16 protein-coding genes and 1 tRNA gene are annotated in these 23,442 nt (G+C 35.4%); 9 read left to right on the plus strand and 8 right to left on the minus strand.

From position 1 onward, the window contains the following. Window positions 1-64: 64 nt before the first annotated feature. From N4T20_RS06705 to N4T20_RS06725, 5 genes are all read right to left on the minus strand, one after another. Window positions 65-2,179 (minus strand): glycoside hydrolase family 97 protein, encoded by a 2,115-nt coding sequence (locus N4T20_RS06705; RefSeq protein ID WP_260672301.1) that lies wholly within the window; start codon window positions 2,177-2,179, stop codon window positions 65-67. A 25-nt stretch (window positions 2,180-2,204) separates the two neighbouring features. Then, window positions 2,205-4,508 carry a glycoside hydrolase family 65 protein gene (locus tag N4T20_RS06710; protein WP_260672302.1) on the minus strand — a complete coding sequence of 768 codons (2,304 nt, stop codon included), beginning with the start codon at window positions 4,506-4,508 and terminating at the stop codon, window positions 2,205-2,207. Between the two features lie 197 nt (window positions 4,509-4,705). Continuing rightward, entirely contained in the window at window positions 4,706-5,359 is a 654-nt protein-coding gene (pgmB, locus tag N4T20_RS06715; protein ID WP_260672303.1) for a beta-phosphoglucomutase, read from the minus strand. Window positions 5,360-5,378: 19 nt separating this feature from the next. Next, window positions 5,379-6,734: an MFS transporter gene (locus tag N4T20_RS06720; RefSeq protein WP_260672304.1), complete on the minus strand. Its 1,356-nt coding sequence runs from the start codon at window positions 6,732-6,734 to the stop codon at window positions 5,379-5,381. A 174-nt stretch (window positions 6,735-6,908) separates the two neighbouring features. Continuing rightward, window positions 6,909-7,940 carry a LacI family DNA-binding transcriptional regulator gene (locus tag N4T20_RS06725; protein ID WP_260672305.1) on the minus strand — a complete coding sequence of 344 codons (1,032 nt, stop codon included), beginning with the start codon at window positions 7,938-7,940 and terminating at the stop codon, window positions 6,909-6,911. A 236-nt stretch (window positions 7,941-8,176) separates the two neighbouring features. Between N4T20_RS06725 and N4T20_RS06730 the strand changes: the two genes are divergently transcribed. The 4 genes from N4T20_RS06730 (at window position 8,177) to N4T20_RS06745 (ending at window position 16,874) form a co-directional block, all read left to right on the plus strand. After that, a complete protein-coding gene (locus N4T20_RS06730) occupies window positions 8,177-11,158 on the plus strand; it encodes a TonB-dependent receptor (protein ID WP_260672306.1) in 2,982 nt (993 codons plus the stop codon). Window positions 11,159-11,193: 35 nt separating this feature from the next. Then, window positions 11,194-12,798, plus strand: coding sequence for a RagB/SusD family nutrient uptake outer membrane protein (locus N4T20_RS06735; RefSeq protein WP_260672307.1), 1,605 nt, complete (start codon window positions 11,194-11,196; stop codon window positions 12,796-12,798). An 18-nt stretch (window positions 12,799-12,816) separates the two neighbouring features. Next, window positions 12,817-13,914, plus strand: coding sequence for a SusE domain-containing protein (locus N4T20_RS06740; protein ID WP_260672308.1), 1,098 nt, complete (start codon window positions 12,817-12,819; stop codon window positions 13,912-13,914). Window positions 13,915-13,997: 83 nt separating this feature from the next. Further along, window positions 13,998-16,874 carry an alpha-amylase family glycosyl hydrolase gene (locus N4T20_RS06745; RefSeq protein WP_260672309.1) on the plus strand — a complete coding sequence of 959 codons (2,877 nt, stop codon included), beginning with the start codon at window positions 13,998-14,000 and terminating at the stop codon, window positions 16,872-16,874. A gap of 141 nt (window positions 16,875-17,015) precedes the next feature. Here N4T20_RS06745 and N4T20_RS06750 read toward each other — a convergent pair whose 3' ends face one another. The 3 genes from N4T20_RS06750 to N4T20_RS06760 form a co-directional block, all read right to left on the minus strand. Beyond that, window positions 17,016-17,249, minus strand: a complete 234-nt coding sequence (locus tag N4T20_RS06750; RefSeq protein WP_260672310.1) for a DUF6814 family protein — start codon at window positions 17,247-17,249, stop codon at window positions 17,016-17,018. 16 nt (window positions 17,250-17,265) lie between these two features. Beyond that, complete coding sequence (locus N4T20_RS06755; RefSeq protein WP_260672311.1) at window positions 17,266-18,759, minus strand: MFS transporter; 1,494 nt, start codon at window positions 18,757-18,759, stop codon at window positions 17,266-17,268. Window positions 18,760-19,156: 397 nt separating this feature from the next. After that, window positions 19,157-19,229, minus strand: a tRNA-Phe gene (locus N4T20_RS06760). A 99-nt stretch (window positions 19,230-19,328) separates the two neighbouring features. Between N4T20_RS06760 and N4T20_RS06765 the strand changes: the two genes are divergently transcribed. From N4T20_RS06765 to N4T20_RS06785, 5 genes are read left to right on the plus strand one after another with little or no spacing between them, the layout of a single operon-like run. Then, window positions 19,329-20,063, plus strand: coding sequence for a type III pantothenate kinase (locus tag N4T20_RS06765; RefSeq protein ID WP_260672312.1), 735 nt, complete (start codon window positions 19,329-19,331; stop codon window positions 20,061-20,063). Further along, a complete protein-coding gene (locus N4T20_RS06770) occupies window positions 20,056-21,285 on the plus strand; it encodes a hypothetical protein (RefSeq protein ID WP_260672313.1) in 1,230 nt (409 codons plus the stop codon). Before N4T20_RS06765 ends, N4T20_RS06770 begins: the two co-directional genes overlap by 8 nt. A gap of 51 nt (window positions 21,286-21,336) precedes the next feature. Beyond that, window positions 21,337-21,894: an LPS export ABC transporter periplasmic protein LptC gene (gene lptC / locus N4T20_RS06775; RefSeq protein ID WP_260672314.1), complete on the plus strand. Its 558-nt coding sequence runs from the start codon at window positions 21,337-21,339 to the stop codon at window positions 21,892-21,894. A gap of 4 nt (window positions 21,895-21,898) precedes the next feature. Further along, window positions 21,899-22,093 carry a hypothetical protein gene (locus tag N4T20_RS06780; RefSeq protein ID WP_260672315.1) on the plus strand — a complete coding sequence of 65 codons (195 nt, stop codon included), beginning with the start codon at window positions 21,899-21,901 and terminating at the stop codon, window positions 22,091-22,093. Window positions 22,094-22,096: 3 nt separating this feature from the next. After that, entirely contained in the window at window positions 22,097-23,353 is a 1,257-nt protein-coding gene (locus N4T20_RS06785; protein WP_260672316.1) for a hemolysin family protein, read from the plus strand. Window positions 23,354-23,442 lie beyond the last annotated feature (89 nt).

Here is a 23,442-nt window from a genome sequence, read left to right on the forward strand (position 1 = left end):
GACAAAAAGAGATTGATTAAAAAAAAGACAAGTAATCTTGGGGGGAACTACTTGTCTTTAAAAATTATTTGTTTTCGATAATGCTTATCGCATATCCTCCGCCTGGAGCAGAAAACTGAGATAATTTTGATTTATTCGTTACAGCAATTTTCTTGATCGTATAAGCTTGCGGATTAGTTTTGTAATGCGCATCTTTTGCATCAGCATAAATGGTTGCCGTATACTTTTTTCCTTTTTCAAGGAAGCTGAAATCAATGTTTGAGGTACGCGGAGTTTCTCCATTTACGTTTCCAACGAACCAGTTATTTGTTCCTTTCGCTTTACGGGCAACGGTGATAAAATCTCCTGGTTCAGCCTCGATATATTTACTTTCAGACCAGTCAACCGCTACATCTTTAATAAATTGGAATGCATCTGGAAAACGATTATAGTTCTCAGGAGTATCCGCCGCCATTTGCAACGGGCTGTACATCGTAACGTATAAAGCCAATTGATTGCAAATGGTGCTGTTTACATGCGATTTGTTATCCGGATTCATTTTGCTGATATCCATTTCGAAGATTCCCGGCGTGTAATCCATTGGACCACCGATTAAACGTGTAAATGGCAATACCGTAACGTGATTTGGTTTAGAACCTCCAAAAGCTTGGTATTCTGTTCCTCTGGCTGCTTCGTTTCCAATTAAATTTGGGTATGTTCTCGCAATTCCCGTTGGACGAACCGCTTCGTGAGCGTTTACCATAATTTTGTAATCAGCTGCTTTTTCAATCGCATATTGATAATGGTTTACAATCCATTGATCGTAGTGATTTTCACCGCGAGGCAAAATGTCACCTACGTAACCGCTTTTTACAGCATCGTATCCGTTGTCTTTCATGAACTTGTAAGCTGCATCCATATGACGCTCGTAGTTGCGAACAGATCCTGAAGTTTCGTGGTGCATGATGATTTTTACACCTTTAGATTTTGCATATTCGTGCAGACCTTTTACATCAAAATCTGGATAAGGTGTTAAGAAATCAAAAACATAATCTTTTGAGTGGCCAAACCAGTCTTCCCAGCCTTCGTTCCATCCTTCAACCAAAACAGCGTCGAAACCATTTGCAGCAGCAAAGTCAATGTATTTTTTTACGTTAGCATTGTTTGCACCGTGTGTTCCGTTTGGTTTTGCTTTTGAAAAATCAGAAACGCCTAATTGAACCGTTGGAAAATCATTGGTGTACGACCAAGAACTTTTTCCTGTAATCATTTCCCACCAAACCCCAACGTATTTTACGGGTTTAATCCATGAAGTATCATCAATTTTTGAAGGATCGTTTAAGTTATACGTCATTTTTGAAGCTAAGATTTCTCTAGCGTCATCACTCACCATAATCGTTCTCCAAGGCGAGTGATTCGGTGCCTGCATATGGCCTTTATCTCCTTTAGCATCTGGAGTCAGCCAAGATTCGAAAATTAGGTTTTTATCATCTAAATTCAAATGCATACAAGAATAGTCAATCAAAGCCGCTTCGTGTAAGTTGATGTAGATTCCGTCAGCAGTTTTTAGCATCAAAGAAGTCTGAACACCTGTTGGCGAAAAAGATTTTTGAGAAACGTTAGCCGTATACGCTTTTTGAGATAAACCTCTAATTTCAGATAATTTCGATTTTGTGTAGTCGTATTCCTGAGTGTCATAATCGCCTGGAATCCAGAAAGCAGTGTGGTCTCCAGTCATGGCAAATTGAGATCTTTCTTCTTTGATTACAAAGTAAGTAAGGTTTTTTTGCGCTGGAAATTCATATCTGAATCCTAAACCGTCATCGAATAAACGGAAACGGATTACGATTTGTCTGTCAGTTCCTTTTTGGTTTAAAGTAACCGCCAGTTCATTATAATGATTTCTGATGTGATCTACTTCTCCCCAAACTGGTTTCCAAGTTTCATCAAAAGTCGAAGTTTTTGTGTCAGCAATTGTAAAGTCATTCAATAAAGATTTTTTATCATCTTTAAGTTCAAGACCTAGTTTACTGGTTTTTACAACTTCTTTGTTTTTGTATTTTAAATTGTAAACTGGAGTTCCGTCGTTTTGAAGAGAAAATTCCATTACGAACTTGCCTTCGGGTGATTTTAACTGCTGCGCTTTTGCAACGGTGCTAAACGCAAACAAAATTAAACTTGCGAAAAATAAGTTTTTCATGTTTTTAGATTTTTAGTATTGTAATTTAATTTATTTGTACAAATTTACTTGCAGTTATGGGATTTCCGTTAACTACAATTGTTAAATCCTGATCGCCATCTACAGTAAAAGTTGTTTCGTTGTGATTTACAGAAACTTTTAAAATCTGGTTTCTGAAATTGATTTTAAACGAATATCCTTTCCACTCTTTTGGGATTTTTGGTGAGAAATGAAGCTGGTTATTTTTCACACGCATTCCTCCAAATCCTTCCACGATACTCATCCAAGTTCCGGCCATTGATGTGATGTGGCAGCCTTCTTCAACCTCTTTGTTGTAATCGTCCAAATCCAGACGCGAAGTTCTTAAATAGAAAGTGTACGCCATATCCATTTTGTCTAAAGCAGCAGCCTGAATCGAGTGCACGCAAGGCGATAGCGAACTTTCATGAACGGTAAATGATTCGTAAAACTCGAAATTACGCTTTAATTCTTCTTTAGAAAAATGATCTTCGAAGAAATAAAAACCTTGTAAAACGTCAGCTTGTTTGATGTATGGTGAACGCAGCACGCGATCCCAAGACCATTTTTGGTTGATAGGGCGTTGCGATTTATCTAAATCTTTTACTGGAATCAATTCTTTATCTAAGAAACCGTCTTGCTGTAAGTAGATTCCAAGTTCTTCAGAAATAGGGAAGTACATATCGTCTGCCACTTTTTTCCATTCCTGAATTTCATTCGCCGAAAGGCTAACTTTTTCCAAAACACGTTTGTGATCTGCAGGATATTCTAAAGCTACTTTTTCGATTTGTTCAGCAGCAAAATCGATACACCATTTTGCGATATAATTGGTATAGAAATTATTGTTGATGTTGTTTTCGTATTCGTTCGGACCTGTAACTCCCAAAATTACATATAGGTTTTTATCTTTTGAGAAAGAAGCTCTCTGGTGCCAGAAACGTGCAATTCCGATTAAAACTTCTAAACCTTTTTCCGGAATATAAGAGTAATCGCCGGTGTAACGGTAATAGTTGTAAATCGCAAAAGCAATCGCACCATTTCTGTGAATTTCTTCGTGTGTGATTTCCCATTCGTTGTGGCATTCTTCGCCATTCATGGTAACCATCGGGTACAAAGCTGCGCCATTTTTGAAACCTAAATTATCTTTCGCATTTTCAATCGCTTTGTCTAATTGATTGTAGCGATACGTCAGTAAGTTTCTCGCAACCTGCTGATCTTTTGTAGCCATGTAAAACGGAATGCAATATGCTTCGGTATCCCAATAAGTAGATCCTCCGTATTTTTCTCCTGTAAAACCTTTTGGTCCAATATTCAATCGGCTGTCTTTTCCTGAATAGGTTTGGTTTAATTGGAAAATGTTAAAACGGATTCCTTGTTGTGCTTTTACATCACCTTCAATGGTAATATCTGACATTTCCCAAATTTTAGCCCAAGCCTCAATTTGATTTTGAAGCAAGACATCGTAACCTAAAGCAACAGCAGATTTGATTACTTTTTCGGCTCCAGCCAAAGTATTCTCGTGGTTTAAAGAAACGGTATAGCCTCCAATTTTCTGAATTGTTGAGGTTTGTCCTTTTGCGATAATAGTTCCGTACGTATATTGAACTTTATCCACAGTTGAATCGATTGTTGAAGGTGAAATATTTGCATTTTCTCCATTTGCCAAAATCGTATTGTGCATGAAAGTCGTAACTTTAAAATGCGTTTTGAAGGTTTGAGCCGTTACAAAAGCTTCGTTTGTTCCTTTTTTAACTTCAAGAGGTTCCCAGAATTTTTCTTCCCAGTTGGCATCTTCATTCGTTACACCAGCATCGATATACGGTTTGTAAACAATTTTTGCATCTTTGTTTAATGGCGTGATATCGTATTTGATAACTCCCGCTTCGTCTAGATCCAATGAAAGGAAACGACGAATGTTTACTGCGATTTCAGTTCCGTTCTTCAAAACTGCTTCAAAAGAACGATTGTACCATCCTTCTTTCATGTTCAGTTCTCTGCGAAAGTTTCTAACTTCGGTACAAGTATTCAAATCAAGGTTTTCTTCGTTGATTTCAATATCAATTCCGATCCAGTTTGGAGCATTTAGAACTTTCGCGAAATATTTTGGATAACCGTTTTTCCACCAGCCCACTTTCGTTTTGTCTGGATAATAAATTCCTGCGATGTAGCTTCCTTGGAAAGTTTCTCCAGAATAGCTTTCTTCAAAATTAGCACGTTGTCCCATAGCACCGTTTCCGATGCTAAATAGACTTTCAGACGATTTTACTCTTTCGACATCAAATCCTTCTTCGATAATAGACCAATTGTCTGGTTTTATATAATCTTGGTTCATCTTTTTTAATTAGATAATTGGGCAATTAGCTAATGAGATAATGTGCCAATTGGATAATTTGATAATTATTTTTTGACTGTTTTATCTTTTAATTGCTTGGTTGTTCTACGTTTTCATTTTTTAACTAGAAAATGAGTTAATTAGAAAATTAGATAATTGATTTTTTTGTTGCATTATCTAATTGACACATTACCACATTAACTAATTAGTTTCTCAATAAAGCTTGTTGTGATTTGGGTAAAATCCTTAAAAATATGATCAGCTTCATGTAAAATTGTTTCCTCACCAATTCCCACACTTACCATTTCTGCGATATTTGCTGCCTGAATTCCGGCAACAGAATCTTCAAATACAATTGAATTTTTTGGATCAATGTTTAATAATTGAGCCGCTTTTAAGAAAACTTCCGGATCTGGTTTTGCATTGCTGACGTCATTTCCGTCAACAATAACATCGAAGTAAGACAGAATTCCTGTTTTTTCTAAAATTGGTCTTGCATTTTTGCTCGCAGAGCCCAATGCAATTCCCTGATTTTTATCTTTTAATAGTTGTAGAATTTTAAAAACTCCAGGAAGAACCTCACTTTCATCCATGTCAACTAAATAAGATAGGTAATCTTCATTTTTTTGAATTAACCATTGATCTTTTTGTTCTTGAGTAGCCTGAACATTTCCTAATCCAAGTATAATGTCTAGCGAACGCACACGACTAACGCCCTTTAGAAGTTCGTTGTCTTCAAGCGTAAAATTTATGTTTAACGATTTGGCGATTTTCTGCCAAGCCAAAAAGTGGTATTTAGCGGTATCAACGATCACTCCATCAAGATCGAATATGAATGCTTTTTTGCTCATTGTTATGGAAAATTCTTAATTATGATTTTTGAGTAAAGTCGTCTACGTCTTTTACTTTAGAAACTAAAGCTGCGGCAATTAGAAAACTAACTCCACTTGTGACTAGGGCATAAATTGCATCTCCGTTGTAAAGGTATTTTACAATTGGACCGCCAATTAAAGCGTTTACGATTTGCGGAATAACGACAAAGAAGTTGAAGATTCCCATATATACGCCCATTTTTTTAGGCGTAATAGAACCTGCAAGAATAGCGTATGGCATTGCCAAGATACTCGCCCAAGCAATTCCGATTAGAATCATTGGAAGCACAACCCAGTCTTCATTTGGCATGAAATAAATGGAGATTAAACCAATTCCTCCAATAACTAATGAAAGTGAATGTGTTGCTTTTCTTCCGATTTTTTTAGCGATATAAGGCAAGAAAAACAAAGCGACAATAGCCGAAACCAAGTTGTAAACACCAAACAGAATTCCGACCCAATCACCAGCATCTTGATATTGCTGGCTTGATGTGTCTTCTAATGGCAATCTGTAAATGTGATGCGCAATTGCAGGGGTTGTAAAAACCCACATTCCGAATAGTCCAAACCAAGAGAAAAACTGTACCCAGCTTAATTGGCGCATGGTTATAGGCATTTTTGCAAAGTCAGAAAAGATGTCTGTAATTTTCGATTTCTCTTCAGAATCAGAAATCGCATCATTTTGCGGATCTTCAAATTTTGCTAATTCTTCTGGCGAATATTCTTTGGTTGTGAATAGCGTAACTAAGATTGAACCAATTAAAACCGCTGCACCAATAATAAATGACAAGGTTAGGTTTAATGGAACGCTTCCTGGAACTGTGCTGTTTGAAACACCAAAATATTTCGTCAAAATGTATGGCAATGCAGAACCGATTACCGCTCCAAAACCAATTAGAGAAGTTTGAATGCTAAATCCCGCAGTACGCTGATCTGTCCTTAAATTGTCTCCAACAAGCGCTCTGAAAGGCTCCATAGCAATGTTGAAAGAGGCATCCATAATCATTAGCATTCCTGCTCCGACCCATAAGGCTGGAAGAACAGAGATGAAAATGTTAGCTTGCGGCATTAAAATTAATCCTACCGAGGCTAAAATGGCTCCTACTAAAAAGAAAGGCTTTCGTCTGCCGAATCTTCCCCAAGTTTTATCGCTGTAATGGCCAATAATGGGTTGCACTATTAATCCCATTAGGGGAGCAATAATCCAAAACCATGAGAGTTCATGTACGTCGGCACCAAAAATTTGAAGAATTCTGCTGGCATTTGCATTCTGAAGTGCAAACCCCATTTGGATTCCTAAGAATCCGAAACTCATGTTCCAGATTTCCCAGAAACTTAATTTACGCTTTTCCATTATCGTAATTTGAAAATTATACGATAAGCGCTTTGCTTATCAAAACTTTGTTTCTTTCGAAGTAAAACTAAAAAGCCTTGACGGGCGTAAAATTATAAATTATTTTTTTATATATGCTAATAAAAAAGCCATAAATATTTTTTATGGCTTTAGAAAGTATTGATTTTAAGAATTTTAGTCAGTAGATTCTCTTTTTATCAGGTGAGTTTCTATAACTTCTGTCGTGTAATTTTCGGTGTGCTCTTCGTCTTCATCTTCTTCGGCTTCTAGTCTTTCGATCAGCATTTTGGCGGCTTTGTTTCCCATTTTTTCACCGCTTTGGCTTACAGTTGTAATACTTGGCGTTGAGTATTTTGAAATAATCCCGTCTGTAAAAGCAATGACAGCTAAATCTTCAGGAACTTTCAATCCCATTTTTGAAGCAGTTTTGATAATTGTTACTGCAAAAAGCTCATTTACAGCAAAAACTGCATCAAAAGCACGATCATGCAAAAGCTGGCTTATTGTAATTTCGCAAGTATCTACATCTTCAATTTTTATGATTAAATCTTCATTAAAAGGCAGTCCGTTATCAAGTAACGCTTTTTCGTAACCGTCTGTTCTCAGTTTTCCAACGCTTACATAATCGACAGTTGTAACTAAAGCAATTTTTTTGCGTCCGCTGTCAATTAAACTCTGAACTGCTTCATACGCTGCAGATTTATCATCAATAATTACTTTGTCGCATAAAATGTCGTTGGTAACGCGGTCAAACATTACAACTGGCATTCCTTGATTGATAACTTCTGTAATGTGATGGAAGTCTCCTTTAAACTGGGTTTCTTTAGAAAGAGACATGATAAAACCGTCGATGCTTCCGTTGGCTAGCATCTCCATATTTAAGACTTCTTTATCGAACGAATCATCAGATACACAGATTACAACACTGTAGCCATACTCGTTTGCAACCTGTTCAATTCCGTTGATTACAGTAGAGAAAAAGTAGTGTACAATTTCTGGAATAATGATGCCGATACTCTTGGTTTTTCGGTTTTTTAAACTAAGAGCAATATTGTTTGGCTTATAGTTGTAAAACTTCGCAAAAGCCTGAACTTTTAGACGTGTTTCTTCACCAATTTCGAGACTGTTTCTAAGTGATTTTGAGACAGTTGAAATAGATACATCAAGTTCCTTTGCGATCTGTTTTAGGGTTATTTTGCGTTTCATGGAATTAATTCAAAAAAATCTAATTAATAATAAAGGTGTGTAATATTTTTTGTATTTGCAATTTTAACGCTAAAAGATTACAAAAAATAGAAAGTTTTCAACACTACCACGTTTTCGTAAAGCAATAAAAAAGGCCTGCTGTTGAGCATGTTAATAAATTCATAATTTTGAAATTCGAAGTAAAATTAAAAACTTAACTAACAATCAAAAACTCAAAACTAATTTAAACAAAAAGTATGAAAACAATTTACAAAAAGTTGTTATTTTTATTCCTATTGTTGCCTTTTACAGTGTTGGCTCAGAACACTTTAAATGGTACGGTAACTGATCATACCACAGGTCAGCCAATACCGGGAGTAAATGTAAATGTTCAAGGTGCTGCAGGAGGTACCTCTACTGATTTTGATGGTAAATTCCAATTGCCTAATCTGAAAAATGGAGACAAAATTTTAGTTTCATTTATCGGATACAAAACAGAGACTATTGTATTTAATGGTCAGAAAAACTTAGCTGTTTCTTTAAACGAAGATACAAATCAATTACAAGAAGTTGTTGTACAAGTAGGTTATGGTACTGTTAAGAAAAAAGATGCTACAGGTTCGGTTTCTCAAATCTCAGCAAAAGAATTTAACAAAGGTATTAACGTAACACCAGAAAGTTTAATTGGTGGACGTATTGCTGGTGTTAATGTTGTTGGAGGTGGGGCGCCTGGAGCAAAAGCAGATATTAGAATTCGTGGAGGATCTTCATTAAGCGCTTCTAACGACCCATTGATTATTTTAGACGGACTTCCTTTGAGCAATGCTGTTCCAAGTGGTGCTACAAGTATTTTGTCTACTATTGATCCAAATGATATTGAATCTTTTACAGTTCTTAAAGATGCTTCTGCGGCAGCTATTTATGGTTCTCGTGCAGCAAATGGGGTAATTGTAATTACTACTAAAAAAGGAACAAAAGGTGGTGTAAAAGTAAATTTCAGTTCTCAAGTAGGTATCAATACAGTTGCCAATACAGTTGATGTTTTAAGTGCAGATCAATTCCGTAATTTTGTAAACACAAAAGGATCAGATGCTCAAAAAGCATTAATGGGTAAGGCTAGTACAAACTGGCAGGATGAAATTTTCCATACGGCTTTAACAACAAACAATAATATCTCTGTAAGTGGTGCTTTATTTGATAAATTGCCTGTGCGTTTATCTGTTGGAAATGTTGATAATCCTGGAATTTTAAGAAATACTTCTTTTGAAAGAACAACGACATCGATATCGTTAAATCCAGTTTTATTTGACAATCACTTAAAAATTGACATTAGCGGAAACTTATCTTTCAGCAAAAATCAATTTCAAGATGAGGATGCTGTAATTGGTTCTGCAATTAGCTTTGATCCAACGCAATCTCCTTACCAAGCAGGTTCTCGTTATGGAGGATATTTCGAATGGTTGGAGCCAAACGGAAACTTAGCATTATTACCTGCTAAAAATCCGGTTGCAAGAATAAATCAAGAAGATAAAAGATCTAAATCTACTAGAAAATGGGGAAACATTAGCGTTGACTATAAATTCCACTTTTTCGAAGACTTAAGAGTTGTTGCTGAAGCTGGTATTGACAGATTTGATAGCAGCGGATACAACAGACAAAGTACAGAAAGTGCTTTAGGATATCAGCCGAACCCTTTCAGTACTGGAAATTGGGTAAATTTAGGAAACAATAATACGTATACGGACGATCTTCAAAATAAAAACTTGAATACGTACTTTGTTTACAGTAAAAATTTAGGAAAACTTAAATTGGATGCTACTGCAGGTTATAACTACCAGTTGTTCCAAAAAGAAAAATATCAGTCTGGAGAACTTACTCAACCAGCGTCTAGTAGAAATGAAGATGTTATTACTGATCCAGATATCAACTTGCAATCTTTCTTTGGCCGTTTAAACTTAGGATGGGATAGCAGATACTTATTGACTTTAAATTACAGAAGAGATGGAACTTCACGTTTTTCTAAAGAAAATAGATGGGGTAACTTTATGGGAGGTGCTTTTGCATGGAATATTGCTGAGGAATCTTTCTTAAAAGATAATGAAACGCTTTCTAGTTTAAAATTAAGAGCTGGTTATGGTACTACAGGACAACAAGATATTCCGCCACAGTATGATTACTTAAGAAGGGTAACTCTAGGTACTGTTAACACTCAATATATATTTAATGGTGTTGTTTACAGAACAGCTAGACCAGAAGGATACAACCCAAATATCAAATGGGAAGAGTTGGCAGAGATGAATATTGGTGTTGATTTCGGATTCTTAAATGATAGAATTACAGGTACTATTAACTATTTTGATAAGAAATCATCTGACTTATTAGCTGATGTATTGGTTCCAGATGGAGCTAACTTGAGAAATCAAGGATATAATAATATTGGAGATTTAAGAACTAAAGGACTTGAATTTAGCCTTCAATCTGATATTATTAAAAAAGATAACTTGACATGGAATGTTGCTGTTAATGCTACTTACTTAGATCAAAAAATTGAAAATTTAGGTCAGACCGTTGAAGGTTTTCAAGGTTACGAGGTAGGAGATAACATTAAAGGAGGAAATGGGAACAAAGTATTGATTAATACAGTTGGATCTGCTCCAAACTCATTCTTTGTATACGAACAGTTATACGATGCGAACAAAAAACCTATTGCAGGCGCTTATGTTGACAGAAATGGAGATGGTAAAATTGATGCTAATGATCGTTACAAATATAAAAAACCGACCGCAGATTATACATTTGGTTTATTCTCAACTTTAAACTACAAAAAGTTTGATTTTACAATGAACTGGAGAGCGAGTTTAGGAAATTACATTTTTGATAACGTAAATTCTAACATGGGGTATTCAGATGCTGGTTTAAGAAGACAAACTGACTTATCAAACGTAAGTTCAGATTACTTAAATACTGGATTTGTTTTTGAAGACAACGGAACACAGCGTTATTTGTCTAATTATTATGTGAAAGATGCTTCTTTCATCAAATTGGACAATATAACTCTAGGATATACTTTAGATAAATCTTTATTAAAAGCAGCTTCATTAAGATTCTCTGCGGGTGTTCAAAACGTTTTTGTACTTACAAAATATGATGGATTAGATCCAGAGAAATTCAACGGAATTGATGGTAACGTTTATCCAAGAGCAAGAACATTCTTGTTTGGAGTAAATGCAAGTTTCTAATAGTACATTGAAAAACAAATTTTAAAACATAAAAAATGAAAATATCATTTAAACATATATCTTATTTCTTCCTATTTGTTTTAGGAATAAGTATGACGCTTACTTCGTGTACTGACGATTTAAACGTGACTCCAAAAGATGACGATGAGTTTTTATCAGAAACTTTTTTTCAAGACCCAGCCTCTTATAAGCAAGTTCTAGCAAAACTATATGCTGGTTTATATGTTGGAGGTAATGATGGTGATGGACAGGCAGATATTTCTGGTCTAAGTGGAGATTTTAGTAGTTACTTGCGTTTGCTTTTTGTAACGCAAGAATTACCGACAGATGAGGCTGTTATTGCTTGGTCTGATGGAACTTTGCCAACATTGAATACACAAACATGGTCTCCTGTAAATGAGTTTTTGTATGGAACTTATTCTAGAGCGTCTTATCATATTAGTTTGGCAAATGAATTTTTAAGACAGACTACAGACGAGAAATTGCAAGCAAGAGGTGTTGACGCGAATTTAAAAGCTGAGATTGAGACTTTTAGAGCAGAAGCACGTTTTTTAAGAGCGTATTCTTATGTAAACTTAATGGATTTATTTGGTAATGTGCCAATTACTACAGAGAAAGATCCTGTTGGATTTTATTATCCGGTACAAAAAACAAGAGCAGAAGTTTTTGCTTTTGTAGAGTCTGAATTAAAAGATTTAGATAGTAGTTTGAAAAATGCTAGATCAAATGAATATGGTAGAGTTGATAAAGTAGCTGCTAAATTTTTGTTAGCTCAAATTTATCTTAACTCGAAAGTATATACAGGAACAGAAAGAAATAATGAAGTAGCAACTTTGTGTACTGAAATTATTAATTCAGGTTATACGTTTGCAAACGTTCCTTATGCTTACTTGTTCTCTGCGGATAATGATAAAAATGGAGCTCAAAATGAATTTATCTTCCCAATTATCAGTGATGGAAATGCTATTCGTGCAACTGGTGGGGGAATGAGTTTTATTATTCACGCTGCTATTGGAGGAAGTATTGATGCTGCCTCTAGAGGTATGGATGGAGGATGGTATGGTACAAGAACTCGTAAAGAGTTTGTAGCTCTTTTTCCTGATGCAACTGCTACTGGCGATAAAAGAGGAATGTTCCATACTGATGGTCAAGCTTTAGATATTACTAACATATCAACATTTACGGATGGATATGCTGTAACTAAATATATCAACAAAAAATCTGATGGTTCACCAGCTCAAAGAACTGAAATACCTGATACAGATTTCCCAGTATTCCGTTTATCTGATGCTTATTTAATGTATGCTGAAGCTGTTGTAAGAGGAGCAACTACAGGAAATATTGCTACTGCAGTAGGTTATATCAATAAAATAAGAGGAAGAGCAGAAGCGAGTACAATTTCAAATTCAGATTTGACTCTTGATTTTATTTTGGCAGAAAGAGGAAGAGAATTATATTGGGAATGCCATAGAAGAACAGATTTGATTCGTTTTGGAAAATTCACAGGAGGAAGCAAAATTTGGCAATGGAAAGGTGGTGTAAAAGATGGTATGGCAACAGATTCATACAGAGATTTAATGCCAATCCCTTCTAAAACGATTCAAGCCAATCCTACATTGAAGCAAAATCCAGGATACTAATATCTAATAGAACTTAAAATGAAAAATATATATAAAATTTTAATCGCATTTGTTGGGGTATTGGCAGTATCATGTAATGCTGACTCAGTAGACGAGAGACCAATTCTTAGTACTACTAGCGCTCCTGAAATTACTGCACCAGCAACAGGACAAAATTATATTTTGGATGTTAATGATGCAGACAAAGAAGCTGCTAAATTTACTTGGTCGGCTGCAGAATATTCGACTGACGTTGCAGTAAAATATACTTTGTTGATAGATAAAAAAGGAGGCGATTTTACAGCTGCAAGAACTCTTGCAGTTGTAAATAATGCTACAGAAGCTTCAATACTTGTTAAAGGTTTAAACCAAGCAGCTATTGATCTTGGAGGAAAACCAGAAGTTTCTGCAATGTATGATGTAAGAATAGCTTCAACTGTGGCTGGTTCTTTTGCTCAAGTTGGAAAAAATTTAATCACAATTAGTATTACTCCTTATATAGGAAAAGTTACTTATGACTTTACTGATTGGTATTTAATTGGTGCAGCTGTAGTGGGAGGATGGGATAACAATGTTGATACCAATCACCAACCAATGTTTAGAGACGGAAAAAAAGCCGATGTATATAAGTTTGTAGGATATTTTAAAGCAGGTAACTTTAAATTAATTTCTGAAAAAGGAAGCTGGGCTTCTCAATTAGGTAAAGCTAGCGATACTTCAATTGAGATTAAAGATAATGCAGGAGAATTTACAATTCCAGCAGATGGGTATTATACTTTTGAGTTTAATACTACAACTCTAGTTTATACTTTAAAAGCTTATGCAGCGGGAGCTACAGCGCCAATTTATGATAAGGACAAGGTAGGTATTATTGGAGATGCAACTGCTAAAGGATGGGATGCATCTACACCAATGGTGAGATCGACTTTTAATGCACACGCTTGGACTTTGGGTGTAACTTCTCTAAATGATGGAGGAATGAAATTCAGAGCAAATGATGCATGGGATGTTTCATGGGGCGGAACTACTCCTTTTTCTGGAGGTGGAAACGGAGAAAACATACCAGTTGCAAAATCTAAGTATGTTATTTATTTCAATGATCTAGACGGAAGTTATCTTATGATTCCTAATCAATAAAAACTTCAGTTAATAACTGAAAAAGGGCTATCTCAGATAGCCCTTTTTTAATCAAGCTAACTAACCACACAAACCACCAGATTATGAAAAAAACATTACTTTTTATTCTTTTTTTAGTATCGATTGCTATTCATGCTCAACAGATTTCAGTATCACCGGCTGTATTTCAAGTGAATGAGCCTATTACAATTACAGCTTCATTTACATCGAGTACCTGTAATACAATGGGAGCCAATCCGACAAAAGTATATATGCATTCCGGAATAGGTACAGATGCAAGCCCCTGGCAAACCACAAAAGGAAATTGGGGGGCTGATGATGGTGTTGGGTTAATGACTAAAAATGCAAACGGAACTTGGAGCATTACAATTACGCCAAGCGCCTATTTTGGATTAACATCAGCTCAGCAAACGGCTGCGACAAAAATGGGGATTGTATTTAGAAGTGCTAATGGTTCTCAAACTTTAAAATTGGCGCCTTCATGCTCCGATTTTTTTCTTAATGTAGGATCTTTTCAGGTAACACTGACTTCTCCTGCTGAAAATAGCACGACAATTATCAATTCTGGTTCGAGTTTTATTGTTATTGCTACAAACACAGGTGGAGCAGGAAGTTATACGTTGAAATCAAACGGAACAACAATTAACACAAATGGTAGCACTTCAAATTATTCTTATACGCATACCAATATCACAGGAAATCAGAGTTATGAATTAGTTGCAACGCAGGGAGCAACTACAGTTTCTAAGAAATTCTCGGTTGTTGTAAACCCGAATACTGTTTCAGAAGCTATGCCTGCAGGTTTAGTTGATGGAATAAATTATAACACTGCAGATTTTACAAAAGCAACTTTGGTCTTAGACGCCCCGTTGAAAGATTTTGTTTATGTTGCGGGAAGTTTCAATAACTGGCTGCCAACATCGGCTTATGCCATGAAAAAAGATCCCTCTTCGGGAAAATTTTGGTTAGAACTAACCGGATTAGTATCAGGAGTTAATAATACCTATCAGTATTGGGTTGGTGATGCAACGCCGCTGGCAAATTCGCCTGCTATGGTAAAAACTGCAGATCCGTATTCTACTTTAGTATTGTCTCCTTATGATGATCCTTCGATTCCGGCAGCTAAATATCCAAATATGCCTGCTTATCCTGTGGGGCAAAATTTTGAAGTTACAGTCTTAAAAACAGGGCAGACTCCATACAATTGGCAAGTGACTAATTTTGTAAAACCGGAAAAGGAAAAACTGGTAGTTTATGAAGTTTTGGTTCGCGATTTTGATGCATCAAGAAGCTATCAAAGTTTGATTGATAGAATAGATTATTTTAAAAATCTAAAAATCAATGCAATCGAATTAATGCCTGTTATGGAATTTGAAGGTAATGAAAGTTGGGGGTATAATATCTCATTTCATATGGCTTTAGATAAGTTTTACGGAACTTCGGATAAGTTAAAAGAGTTTATCGATTTGTGCCACCAAAACGGAATTGCAGTAATTCTTGATGTAGCTTTAAATCACGCTTTTGGAAGAAATCCAATGGTAAGAATGTGGATGAACGATCCTGATGGAGACGGTTTTGGTTCTCCAACTGCAGAAAATCCATATTTTAATACCGTTGCAAAGCATAGTTACAGTGTAGGTGAAGATTTTAATCATCAGTCTTTAAAAACGCAGTATTACGTAAATAGAGTAATTAAACAATGGATTGAAGAATATAAAATTGATGGTTTTCGCTGGGATTTAACCAAAGGATTTACGCAATCATGCACGTCAAGCGATAATGCTTGTACCGATTCGTACCAACAAGATCGAGTAGATATCCTCAAAAAATATGCTGATTTTTCTTGGGCAATTGATCCAACACATTATACCATTTTTGAACACTTAGGGACTGATGCTGAAGAAAAGGAATGGGCCAATTATAGAGTGGGTGAAACGCCAAGCAAGGGTGTAATGATGTGGGGAAAAATGACAAAAGAATACAATCAATTGTCTATGGGGTATGCTTCTGAAAGTAACATTTTTAGAATGAATAGTGCAAATCGCGGATTCACTGCCAACCGTTTAATGGGTTATGCTGAAAGTCATGATGAAGAACGCTTGATGTATAAAAATGTGCAATACGGAGCTTCTAACGGAAGTTATAATGTGAAAACATTAAATACGGCATTATCCAGAATGTCTGCCATTGGAGCAGTTTCTTTGCTCATTCCAGGGCCAAAAATGATTTGGCATTTTGGAGAACTGGGAATGGACGATTCTATTTTTAGCTGCAACAACGGAACTGTAAATGATGAAACGTCAACCACTCCGGGAGATTGTAAATTAGATACAAAACCGCAGCCGCAGTGGACAGAAAATTGGTTGGGCGATTCTAATCGAAACAAAATTTACAATGATTGGGCTAAGATGATCACCCTTAAAAAAACAGAGCCTGTATTTTTAGGTACAGCAACAATGGCTAATACGGCAACTTTGACAGTAAATGTTAAAATTTCGAATAACAGTCTGGCTTCGGCTCAGCTTAAAGATGTTGTGATTTTGGCCAATTTTGAAACATCAGCACAAAATATGATTCCAGGATTCCAATATACTGGTGCATGGTACAATTTAATGGATAATTCAACAATTAACGTTGCAGATGTAAATGCTCCAATAAATTTAGCTCCAGGAGAATACAGAATCTATGGTAATAAACAGGCCAATCTTGCAATAGAAGATTTTGAAAAAGGAAATCAGGTTAGCTTGTACCCAAATCCTGTTGCAGATTATTTTACTTTAGGTTTTAAAACTTCAAAAGTAGATATCTATTCTGTTGCAGGGCAATTAGTAAAAACATTTAATGCAAACGGAAATACAGAATACCAATTCTCAGTAAGCGGCTTAGCTTCGGGATTGTATCTCGTAAAAACGTTTGACGAGAATAATAAAGTTCGCGCTGTGAAGTTTATTAAAAATTAGGTTTGGTTAGTAATGAAAAAGGGCTGTCTAGAAATGGACAGCCTTTTTTTTAAAAGTAGTTTTTTGTAATATAAATGTGTTTTTTTGAGATAATTAAATAAGTTGGTAGAAGTTCTATGATTTAATCGTAATCGCTTTTACTTATTTTTTCTTTTTAGGATCATTATACTCTCCAATTAAAGAATAATATCCAAATGTTCCTAAGCCCATAACAATAAGAGGCGTTAGTATAAATAGAATAATTACGCCAAATACTAAATCGTCCTGCTGGTCTGAAAGAAGTTTAGGCAAACCAAATTCAAACACGCAAAAATAAGCCGCCGCCGCCGCCAAAGCAATCCATAAAGCCCCTAAAACTTGTTTAATCGCATTCATTTTTTTTTTGTAAATTTTAAAGGTGAGTAATTTTGTTTTTGTTGTCAATATAAATCATTCCAATAACAAAGCAGATTCCAGCAATAATTATAGGATACCATAATCCATCCAAATAAAAATCGGCTTTGCCTGCTGTTTTGGCGTGTGATACAAAGTAAGTGGAAATAGCAGGAAGCAACCCTCCAAAAATTCCGTTTCCAACATGATAAGGCAATGACATAGAAGTATATCTGATTTTAGTTGGAAACATTTCGACTAAAAAGGCCGCAATCGGACCATAAACCATTGTTACAAATAGCACTTGAATAAAAACTAAAAAGGTTAAAGTCCATTTATTGCTTGAATTGATTGATATTGATACACTAGTTTGAGTGTCTTTTTTATCCACATACGTTTTTTTCTCCACAACGGATGTTCCGTCTGTATATTTTTTTTCTGTAATTGTAATCGAAGTTCCATCAGCCTTATTTTCGGTCGTGATTCTCGGATTTTCAAGAATCTCTGTTTTCTTGCTTATATCTGTCGTGTCGTACATCATTTTGTAAATAGGTCTGTACGATAGTATAGCCACCAGCATTCCGAACATCATAATATATTTGCGGCCAATTTTGTCGCTTAGCCATCCAAAAACAATAAAAAATGGAGTGCCGATTAAAAGAGCAACTCCTAACAGTTCATCCACTTGAGAGGAATCAACATTCATTACTGTTTTCATAAAGCTCATGGCATAGAACTGTCCTGTGTACCATACAACACCTTGCCCCATTGTAGCTCCAAACAACGCCAAAAGAACAAACTTTAAGTTGTATCTGTTCCCAAAACTTTCCTTCAGCGGATTTGTGCTTGTTGTTCCTTCTTTTTTGGCTTTCGCGAAAACAGGAGATTCATCCATGTTTTTTCTAATTAAGTACGAAACGCCAACCATGGCAATCGAGACCCAAAAAGGAACTCGCCATCCCCATGAATCAAAAGCTTCTGCAGAAAGTATACTTTTGGTTGCCAAAATAACCATCAGCGAAATAAATAAACCAACAGTAGCAGTAGTTTGAATCCAAGAAGTCCAGTATCCTTTTTCTCCTGCTGGAGAATGTTCGGCAACATACGTAGCTGCGCCCCCATATTCGCCCCCAAGAGCAAGCCCTTGAAGCAGACGTAAAATCAAAACTAATAAAGGAGCCAGAAAACCAATTGTTTCATAACTTGGAATGCAGCCTATTAAAAAGGTTGAGCCCCCCATTAATAGTAAGGTAGCCATGAAAGTATACTTGCGTCCAATAATATCACCAAGCCTTCCAAAAAACAAAGCTCCAAATGGGCGAACTACAAATCCGGCGGCGAATGTGGCCAAAGTAGATAAAAACGCTGCAGTTGGATTGTCACTAGGGAAAAATTTTGTTGAAATAACGACAGCCAAACTGCCAAAAATGTAAAAATCGTACCACTCGATCATGGTGCCCATAGAAGACGCCGAAATTACTTTCCAAATGCCCTTAGTAGAAGTTTTGCTCATAAAACTGTTTTGAGATCTTATTAGTGAAAGAAATATAAAAATACAGTTTTACGAATATATAAGATATTTTTTTATTCAGTCAATACTTTTTTAACAAAAACTATTTATTTGTTTACTTTTAGGTTTAACCGCAAAGAGCACAAAGAAAAACCGCAAAGGTTCGCAAAGTTTTGGTTGAATTGGCTCCAGCTTTAGTTGGGAGTTTGCATAAAATTAACATTTATATTTTGTTAGACATAGCCCGTGGTTTCAACCACGGGGATAGGGATTGAGGTGATAATTATATGCTTGCGGTTAAAAAACACGACGATGTTTAAATATTAGTGTCTATTGTAGGAAGTAAAAAAAAAGAAAAGTATAAAAAACAAAAAACCCGAATATTTCTATTCGGGTTTCGTGGTACCTCCAGGGATCGAACCAGGGACACATGGATTTTCAGTCCATTGCTCTACCATCTGAGCTAAGGTACCGTGCTTGTTGCGGGTGCAAATATATAATCATTTTTGGTTTGTGCAAAACATTTTTTAGAAAAAATCAATTCGTATCTTCGCAAAAGCAAAAAAGGAAATATGATTTTAACGGTCGATGTAGGGAATACAAGAATTAAAGCGTCTGTCTTTGAGGATAATACTGCTCTTGAAAATTTTGTTTTTGAGAAAAATGAACTCGAAAAAAAAATTGAAAAAATTTTAGAAAAATATTCAAAATGCTCCGATTTGGTCGTCGCTTCGGTCGGAAGTATCGAAAAACAATCCTTTTTAACTTTCGAAAATAGACTGAAAGTTCATTTTTTTACCCACGAAGATGTTTTTCCTTTCCATAATAAGTATGCAACCCCAAAAACCTTGGGTATAGATAGAATGATTTTGGCGGCAGGAGCAACGCTTCAATTTCCAAAACAAAATCGTTTGGTTATAGATGCTGGAACTTGCATTACCTACGATTTTATCGACGAAAACGATAATTATTTAGGAGGAGCCATCTCTCCTGGTCTCCGTTTAAGATATGAGTCGCTGCATAATTTTACGGCCAGACTGCCGTTATTAAGCTTAGAAACGCCCGATTCTTACATAGGAAATTCGACTGCACAAGCCATACATTCTGGCGTTGTCAATGGTTTCGTCTATGAGATTGACGGTTTTATCGATGAATATCGCAAAGAGTTTTCAAATTTTATCATAATTTTAACGGGAGGCGATGCAGATTTTTTGGCTAAACGATTAAAAAATACCATATTTGCCAATTCAAATTTCCTTCTGGAGAGTTTGAGCCAAACATATCAATATAAAATCGACAATGATTAAAAAAGTAATACTAAGCGCTTGTTTGCTTATATCGTTCGTTTCATTCGCTCAACAAGGTACTGCTTCACCTTATTCTTTTTTCGGGATAGGAGATGTGAGATTCAAGGGAACACTTGAAAACAGATCTATGGCAGGAGTTGCAGTAGAACAAGATACGATTCACTTAAATTTAGAAAATCCGGCAAGTTATGCCAGCTTAATACAGACAACTTTTACAGTTGGAGGAACATTTGCCACTTCAAATTTAAAAACGACTTCTGCATCAGAAAAAGCACAGCGATCTACTTTTGATTATTTGGCATTAGGAATCCCGATGGGGAAATTTGGTGCTTCATTTGGTTTAATTCCTGTGACTTCAGTAGGGTATAAAATTCGTGACGACAATTCTGCAACAGAAGGAGCAACAAGTTCTCAGCTTGACGGAAAAGGTGGCGTAAACAAAGTTTATTTTGGCTTGGCATACAAAATAATGCCGAATTGGAATATTGGAGCAGATGCACAATATAATTTTGGAAAAATTACAACAACAAGCCTTGAAGCTGTTACAGGAGTTCAAAACGGAACAGCCGAAGTTAATACTTCTGAGCTTTCAGGTATGGCATTTAGTTTTGGAACAATGTATCAGAAAAAGATAAACAAAAAAACGAGCATATTTTCTAGTTTAAGTTATTCTTTTGCAAGCAATATCAATTCAGATAATACGCGAGTTATTTCAGTTCAGGGAGATCCTGCACCTTATGTGGTGCCAACGCAGTCAACAAAATTAAAACTTCCTAATAAATTAAGTATTGGTTTGGGGGTTGGTGAAGCCAGAAAGTGGCTTGTAGGAGCAAATATGACTTTTCAAGGAGATGGGCAGTTAGCAAATTATTATAATGCAGCTGAGAATGTAAGATACGAAAGCTATTCTAAATATGCTGTGGGAGGATATTACCTTCCAAACTACACTTCTTTTACAAGTTACATGAGCAGGATTACATATAGAGCTGGTTTGAAATATGAAAAAATTGGTTTAATCGTAAATAACGAATCAATTAAAGATATTGGAATGTCATTGGGAGCTGGTATACCAATTCCAGGGTCATTTTCAAATGTTAATTTTGGGATTGAATTTGGTAAACGCGGTACAACTTCTGCTGATTTAGTGCAAGAAAATTATGTTAATTTCAGTTTGAGTTTCTCTTTCAACGATAAATGGTTTGTGAAGAGCAAATTCCAATAATCAAAACACATTATCTTTTCGAAGCTCATTACAATTTACTACATTTGGCAAATGAATTTACCAAAAAGATATAGTATCCTAGCTGTCACAGTTCTTGCTGTGACACTATTTTTTGGATGCGAAAGTAATTTTAAAGAAGTTCAAAAAATCAATTTCTCAGAATTTGTTCCTGCCAGCGATGCTGATACTGTAAATATTAAATACACAGATTCTGGACGCATTACAGGTGTTTTGATTAGTCCAAAAATGTTAGATTATTCTAATCTTGATTTTCCTTTTACAGAATTTCCTAAAGGAATTGATGTTACATTATACGATAAAAATCAAAAGCGTACCTTTATAAAAGGCAATTATGCGGTTTCGTATAAAAATACAGGAATTATTGATTTGATTGGAAAAGTAAAAATTACTTCAGAAGCAGGACAGGTTTTGGAAACAGAACAATTGTATTTCGATCAGAAAAACGAGTGGTTCTATACCGAAAGAAAATTTAAATTGACCGATACAAAAGGAGTTTCCCATGGTCAGGGAATAGATTTTAGCAAAGATTTTAAAGTGATTAATTCGCAGCGAATAAGTGGCGAAATAGAATCCGACGAAGAATTATAATATTATGGGTTATTTAAAATATACACAATACGTTTACATCCTTTTTGCACTTTTCTTTACTTATGATGGAATTGTGAAACTAAATGCAGGAGATGAGAGCTATCCTTTTTATTTCGTAATTGCAGGAATGGCTGTTTTTATGTTTTTCTTTAGGAGAAGATTTCTTAACAGGCATAATGACCGAAACAAAAAACAATAAAAAATGGAAATTAGTATTATAATCATATGTTTAATACTAGCTGCCTTTTTCTCTGGGATGGAAATCGCTTTCACATCCGCTAATAAAATTTATCTCGAAATTGAAAAGAAACAAGACGATTTCTTGTCTCGAATCTTAACAAAACTAACCGAAAATCCGTCTAAGTTTATTGCCGCCATGCTTATTGGCAACAATGTAGCGTTGGTGATTTACGGTTTTTTTATGGGCGATCTAATCTTGGGTTGGATGGCATATTTTGGTTTTGTTTTTTCCGATTGGTGGAATATTCTTATTCAGACGCTTCTTGCCGCATTTATAGTTTTACTGACTTCAGAATTTTTTCCGAAAGTTTTTTTCCAGATTTATGCCAATTCTTTGATTAAAATTTTGGCTCTTCCGGCTTATTTTTTTTACCGATTATTCTATTACATTTCCACTTTCTTTATTTGGATTGCCGATTTTGTGTTAAGTAAATTTTTTAAGACAGAAGGAAGTCAAATTCATTTGTTTAGCCGAATTGAACTCGGAAATTACATTACAGAACAAATGAGCACTGTTGAAGAAGATGAAGAAGTAGATTCTGAAATTCAGATTTTTCAGAATGCTTTAGAGTTTTCAAATGTAAAGGCGCGTGATATTATGACGCCCCGAACAGAAATTGTAGATATCGATTTGTTTGATACTGTCGAGGATCTTAAAGCGTTATTTATAGAAACAGGATATTCTAAGATCATCGTAAGCCAGAATTCTTTGGATGATATTGTGGGTTACGTTCATTCATTCGATTTGTTTAAAAAACCAGCTACTATCAAATCGGTTTTAATGACAGTTGAGTTTGTTCCTGAAACAATCTTAATTAAAGATGTTTTGAATTTATTGATCAAAAAGCGAAAAAACGTTGCAGTTGTTTTAGATGAGTACGGAGGAACTTCTGGAATTGTAACAATTGAGGATATCGTAGAAGAGCTTTTTGGAGAAATTGAAGACGAACATGATTTAGACGAAGAATTAGTTGAAGAAGAAATGGGAGAAGGCAAATATTTGTTCTCAACACGATTGGATGTCGAATATCTGAATGAGACTTATAAATTAATGATCCCAGAGGAGGATTCTTATGGAACATTAGGCGGTTTTATTGTTAATCATACAAAAGAAATCCCGCAAAAAGGGGATAAAATCGTAATAGACAAGTTTCATTTTTCTATTGTAGAGGCTTCAAATAAGAAAATAGAACTAGTCAAATTGACAATTAAAGACTGATTTTTTAAATTAATAAAAAAAAATGTTGAAAATAAAACGCTAGTTGTATTGTTATTAACTAGATAATTGTATTTTCGCAAACTGAATAT

It is taken from the genome of Flavobacterium sp. TR2, from assembly GCF_025252405.1.
Lineage (GTDB): Bacteria > Bacteroidota > Bacteroidia > Flavobacteriales > Flavobacteriaceae > Flavobacterium.

Excerpts from the sequence above, each read along its gene's own strand:
- N4T20_RS06735 (WP_260672307.1), top strand. The coding sequence starts at position 11,194 with ATGAAAATATCATTTAAACATATATCTTATTTCTTCCTATTTGTTTTA.
- N4T20_RS06710 (WP_260672302.1), bottom strand. The coding sequence starts at position 4,508 with ATGAACCAAGATTATATAAAACCAGACAATTGGTCTATTATCGAAGAA.
- N4T20_RS06780 (WP_260672315.1), top strand. The coding sequence starts at position 21,899 with ATGGGTTATTTAAAATATACACAATACGTTTACATCCTTTTTGCACTT.
- N4T20_RS06705 (WP_260672301.1), bottom strand. The coding sequence starts at position 2,179 with ATGAAAAACTTATTTTTCGCAAGTTTAATTTTGTTTGCGTTTAGCACC.
- N4T20_RS06755 (WP_260672311.1), bottom strand. The coding sequence starts at position 18,759 with ATGAGCAAAACTTCTACTAAGGGCATTTGGAAAGTAATTTCGGCGTCT.
- N4T20_RS06720 (WP_260672304.1), bottom strand. The coding sequence starts at position 6,734 with ATGGAAAAGCGTAAATTAAGTTTCTGGGAAATCTGGAACATGAGTTTC.
- N4T20_RS06740 (WP_260672308.1), top strand. The coding sequence starts at position 12,817 with ATGAAAAATATATATAAAATTTTAATCGCATTTGTTGGGGTATTGGCA.
- N4T20_RS06730 (WP_260672306.1), top strand. The coding sequence starts at position 8,177 with ATGAAAACAATTTACAAAAAGTTGTTATTTTTATTCCTATTGTTGCCT.
- N4T20_RS06750 (WP_260672310.1), bottom strand. The coding sequence starts at position 17,249 with ATGAATGCGATTAAACAAGTTTTAGGGGCTTTATGGATTGCTTTGGCG.
- N4T20_RS06765 (WP_260672312.1), top strand. The coding sequence starts at position 19,329 with ATGATTTTAACGGTCGATGTAGGGAATACAAGAATTAAAGCGTCTGTC.
- lptC (WP_260672314.1), top strand. The coding sequence starts at position 21,337 with ATGAATTTACCAAAAAGATATAGTATCCTAGCTGTCACAGTTCTTGCT.
- N4T20_RS06725 (WP_260672305.1), bottom strand. The coding sequence starts at position 7,940 with ATGAAACGCAAAATAACCCTAAAACAGATCGCAAAGGAACTTGATGTA.
- pgmB (WP_260672303.1), bottom strand. The coding sequence starts at position 5,359 with ATGAGCAAAAAAGCATTCATATTCGATCTTGATGGAGTGATCGTTGAT.
- N4T20_RS06770 (WP_260672313.1), top strand. The coding sequence starts at position 20,056 with ATGATTAAAAAAGTAATACTAAGCGCTTGTTTGCTTATATCGTTCGTT.
- N4T20_RS06785 (WP_260672316.1), top strand. The coding sequence starts at position 22,097 with ATGGAAATTAGTATTATAATCATATGTTTAATACTAGCTGCCTTTTTC.
- N4T20_RS06745 (WP_260672309.1), top strand. The coding sequence starts at position 13,998 with ATGAAAAAAACATTACTTTTTATTCTTTTTTTAGTATCGATTGCTATT.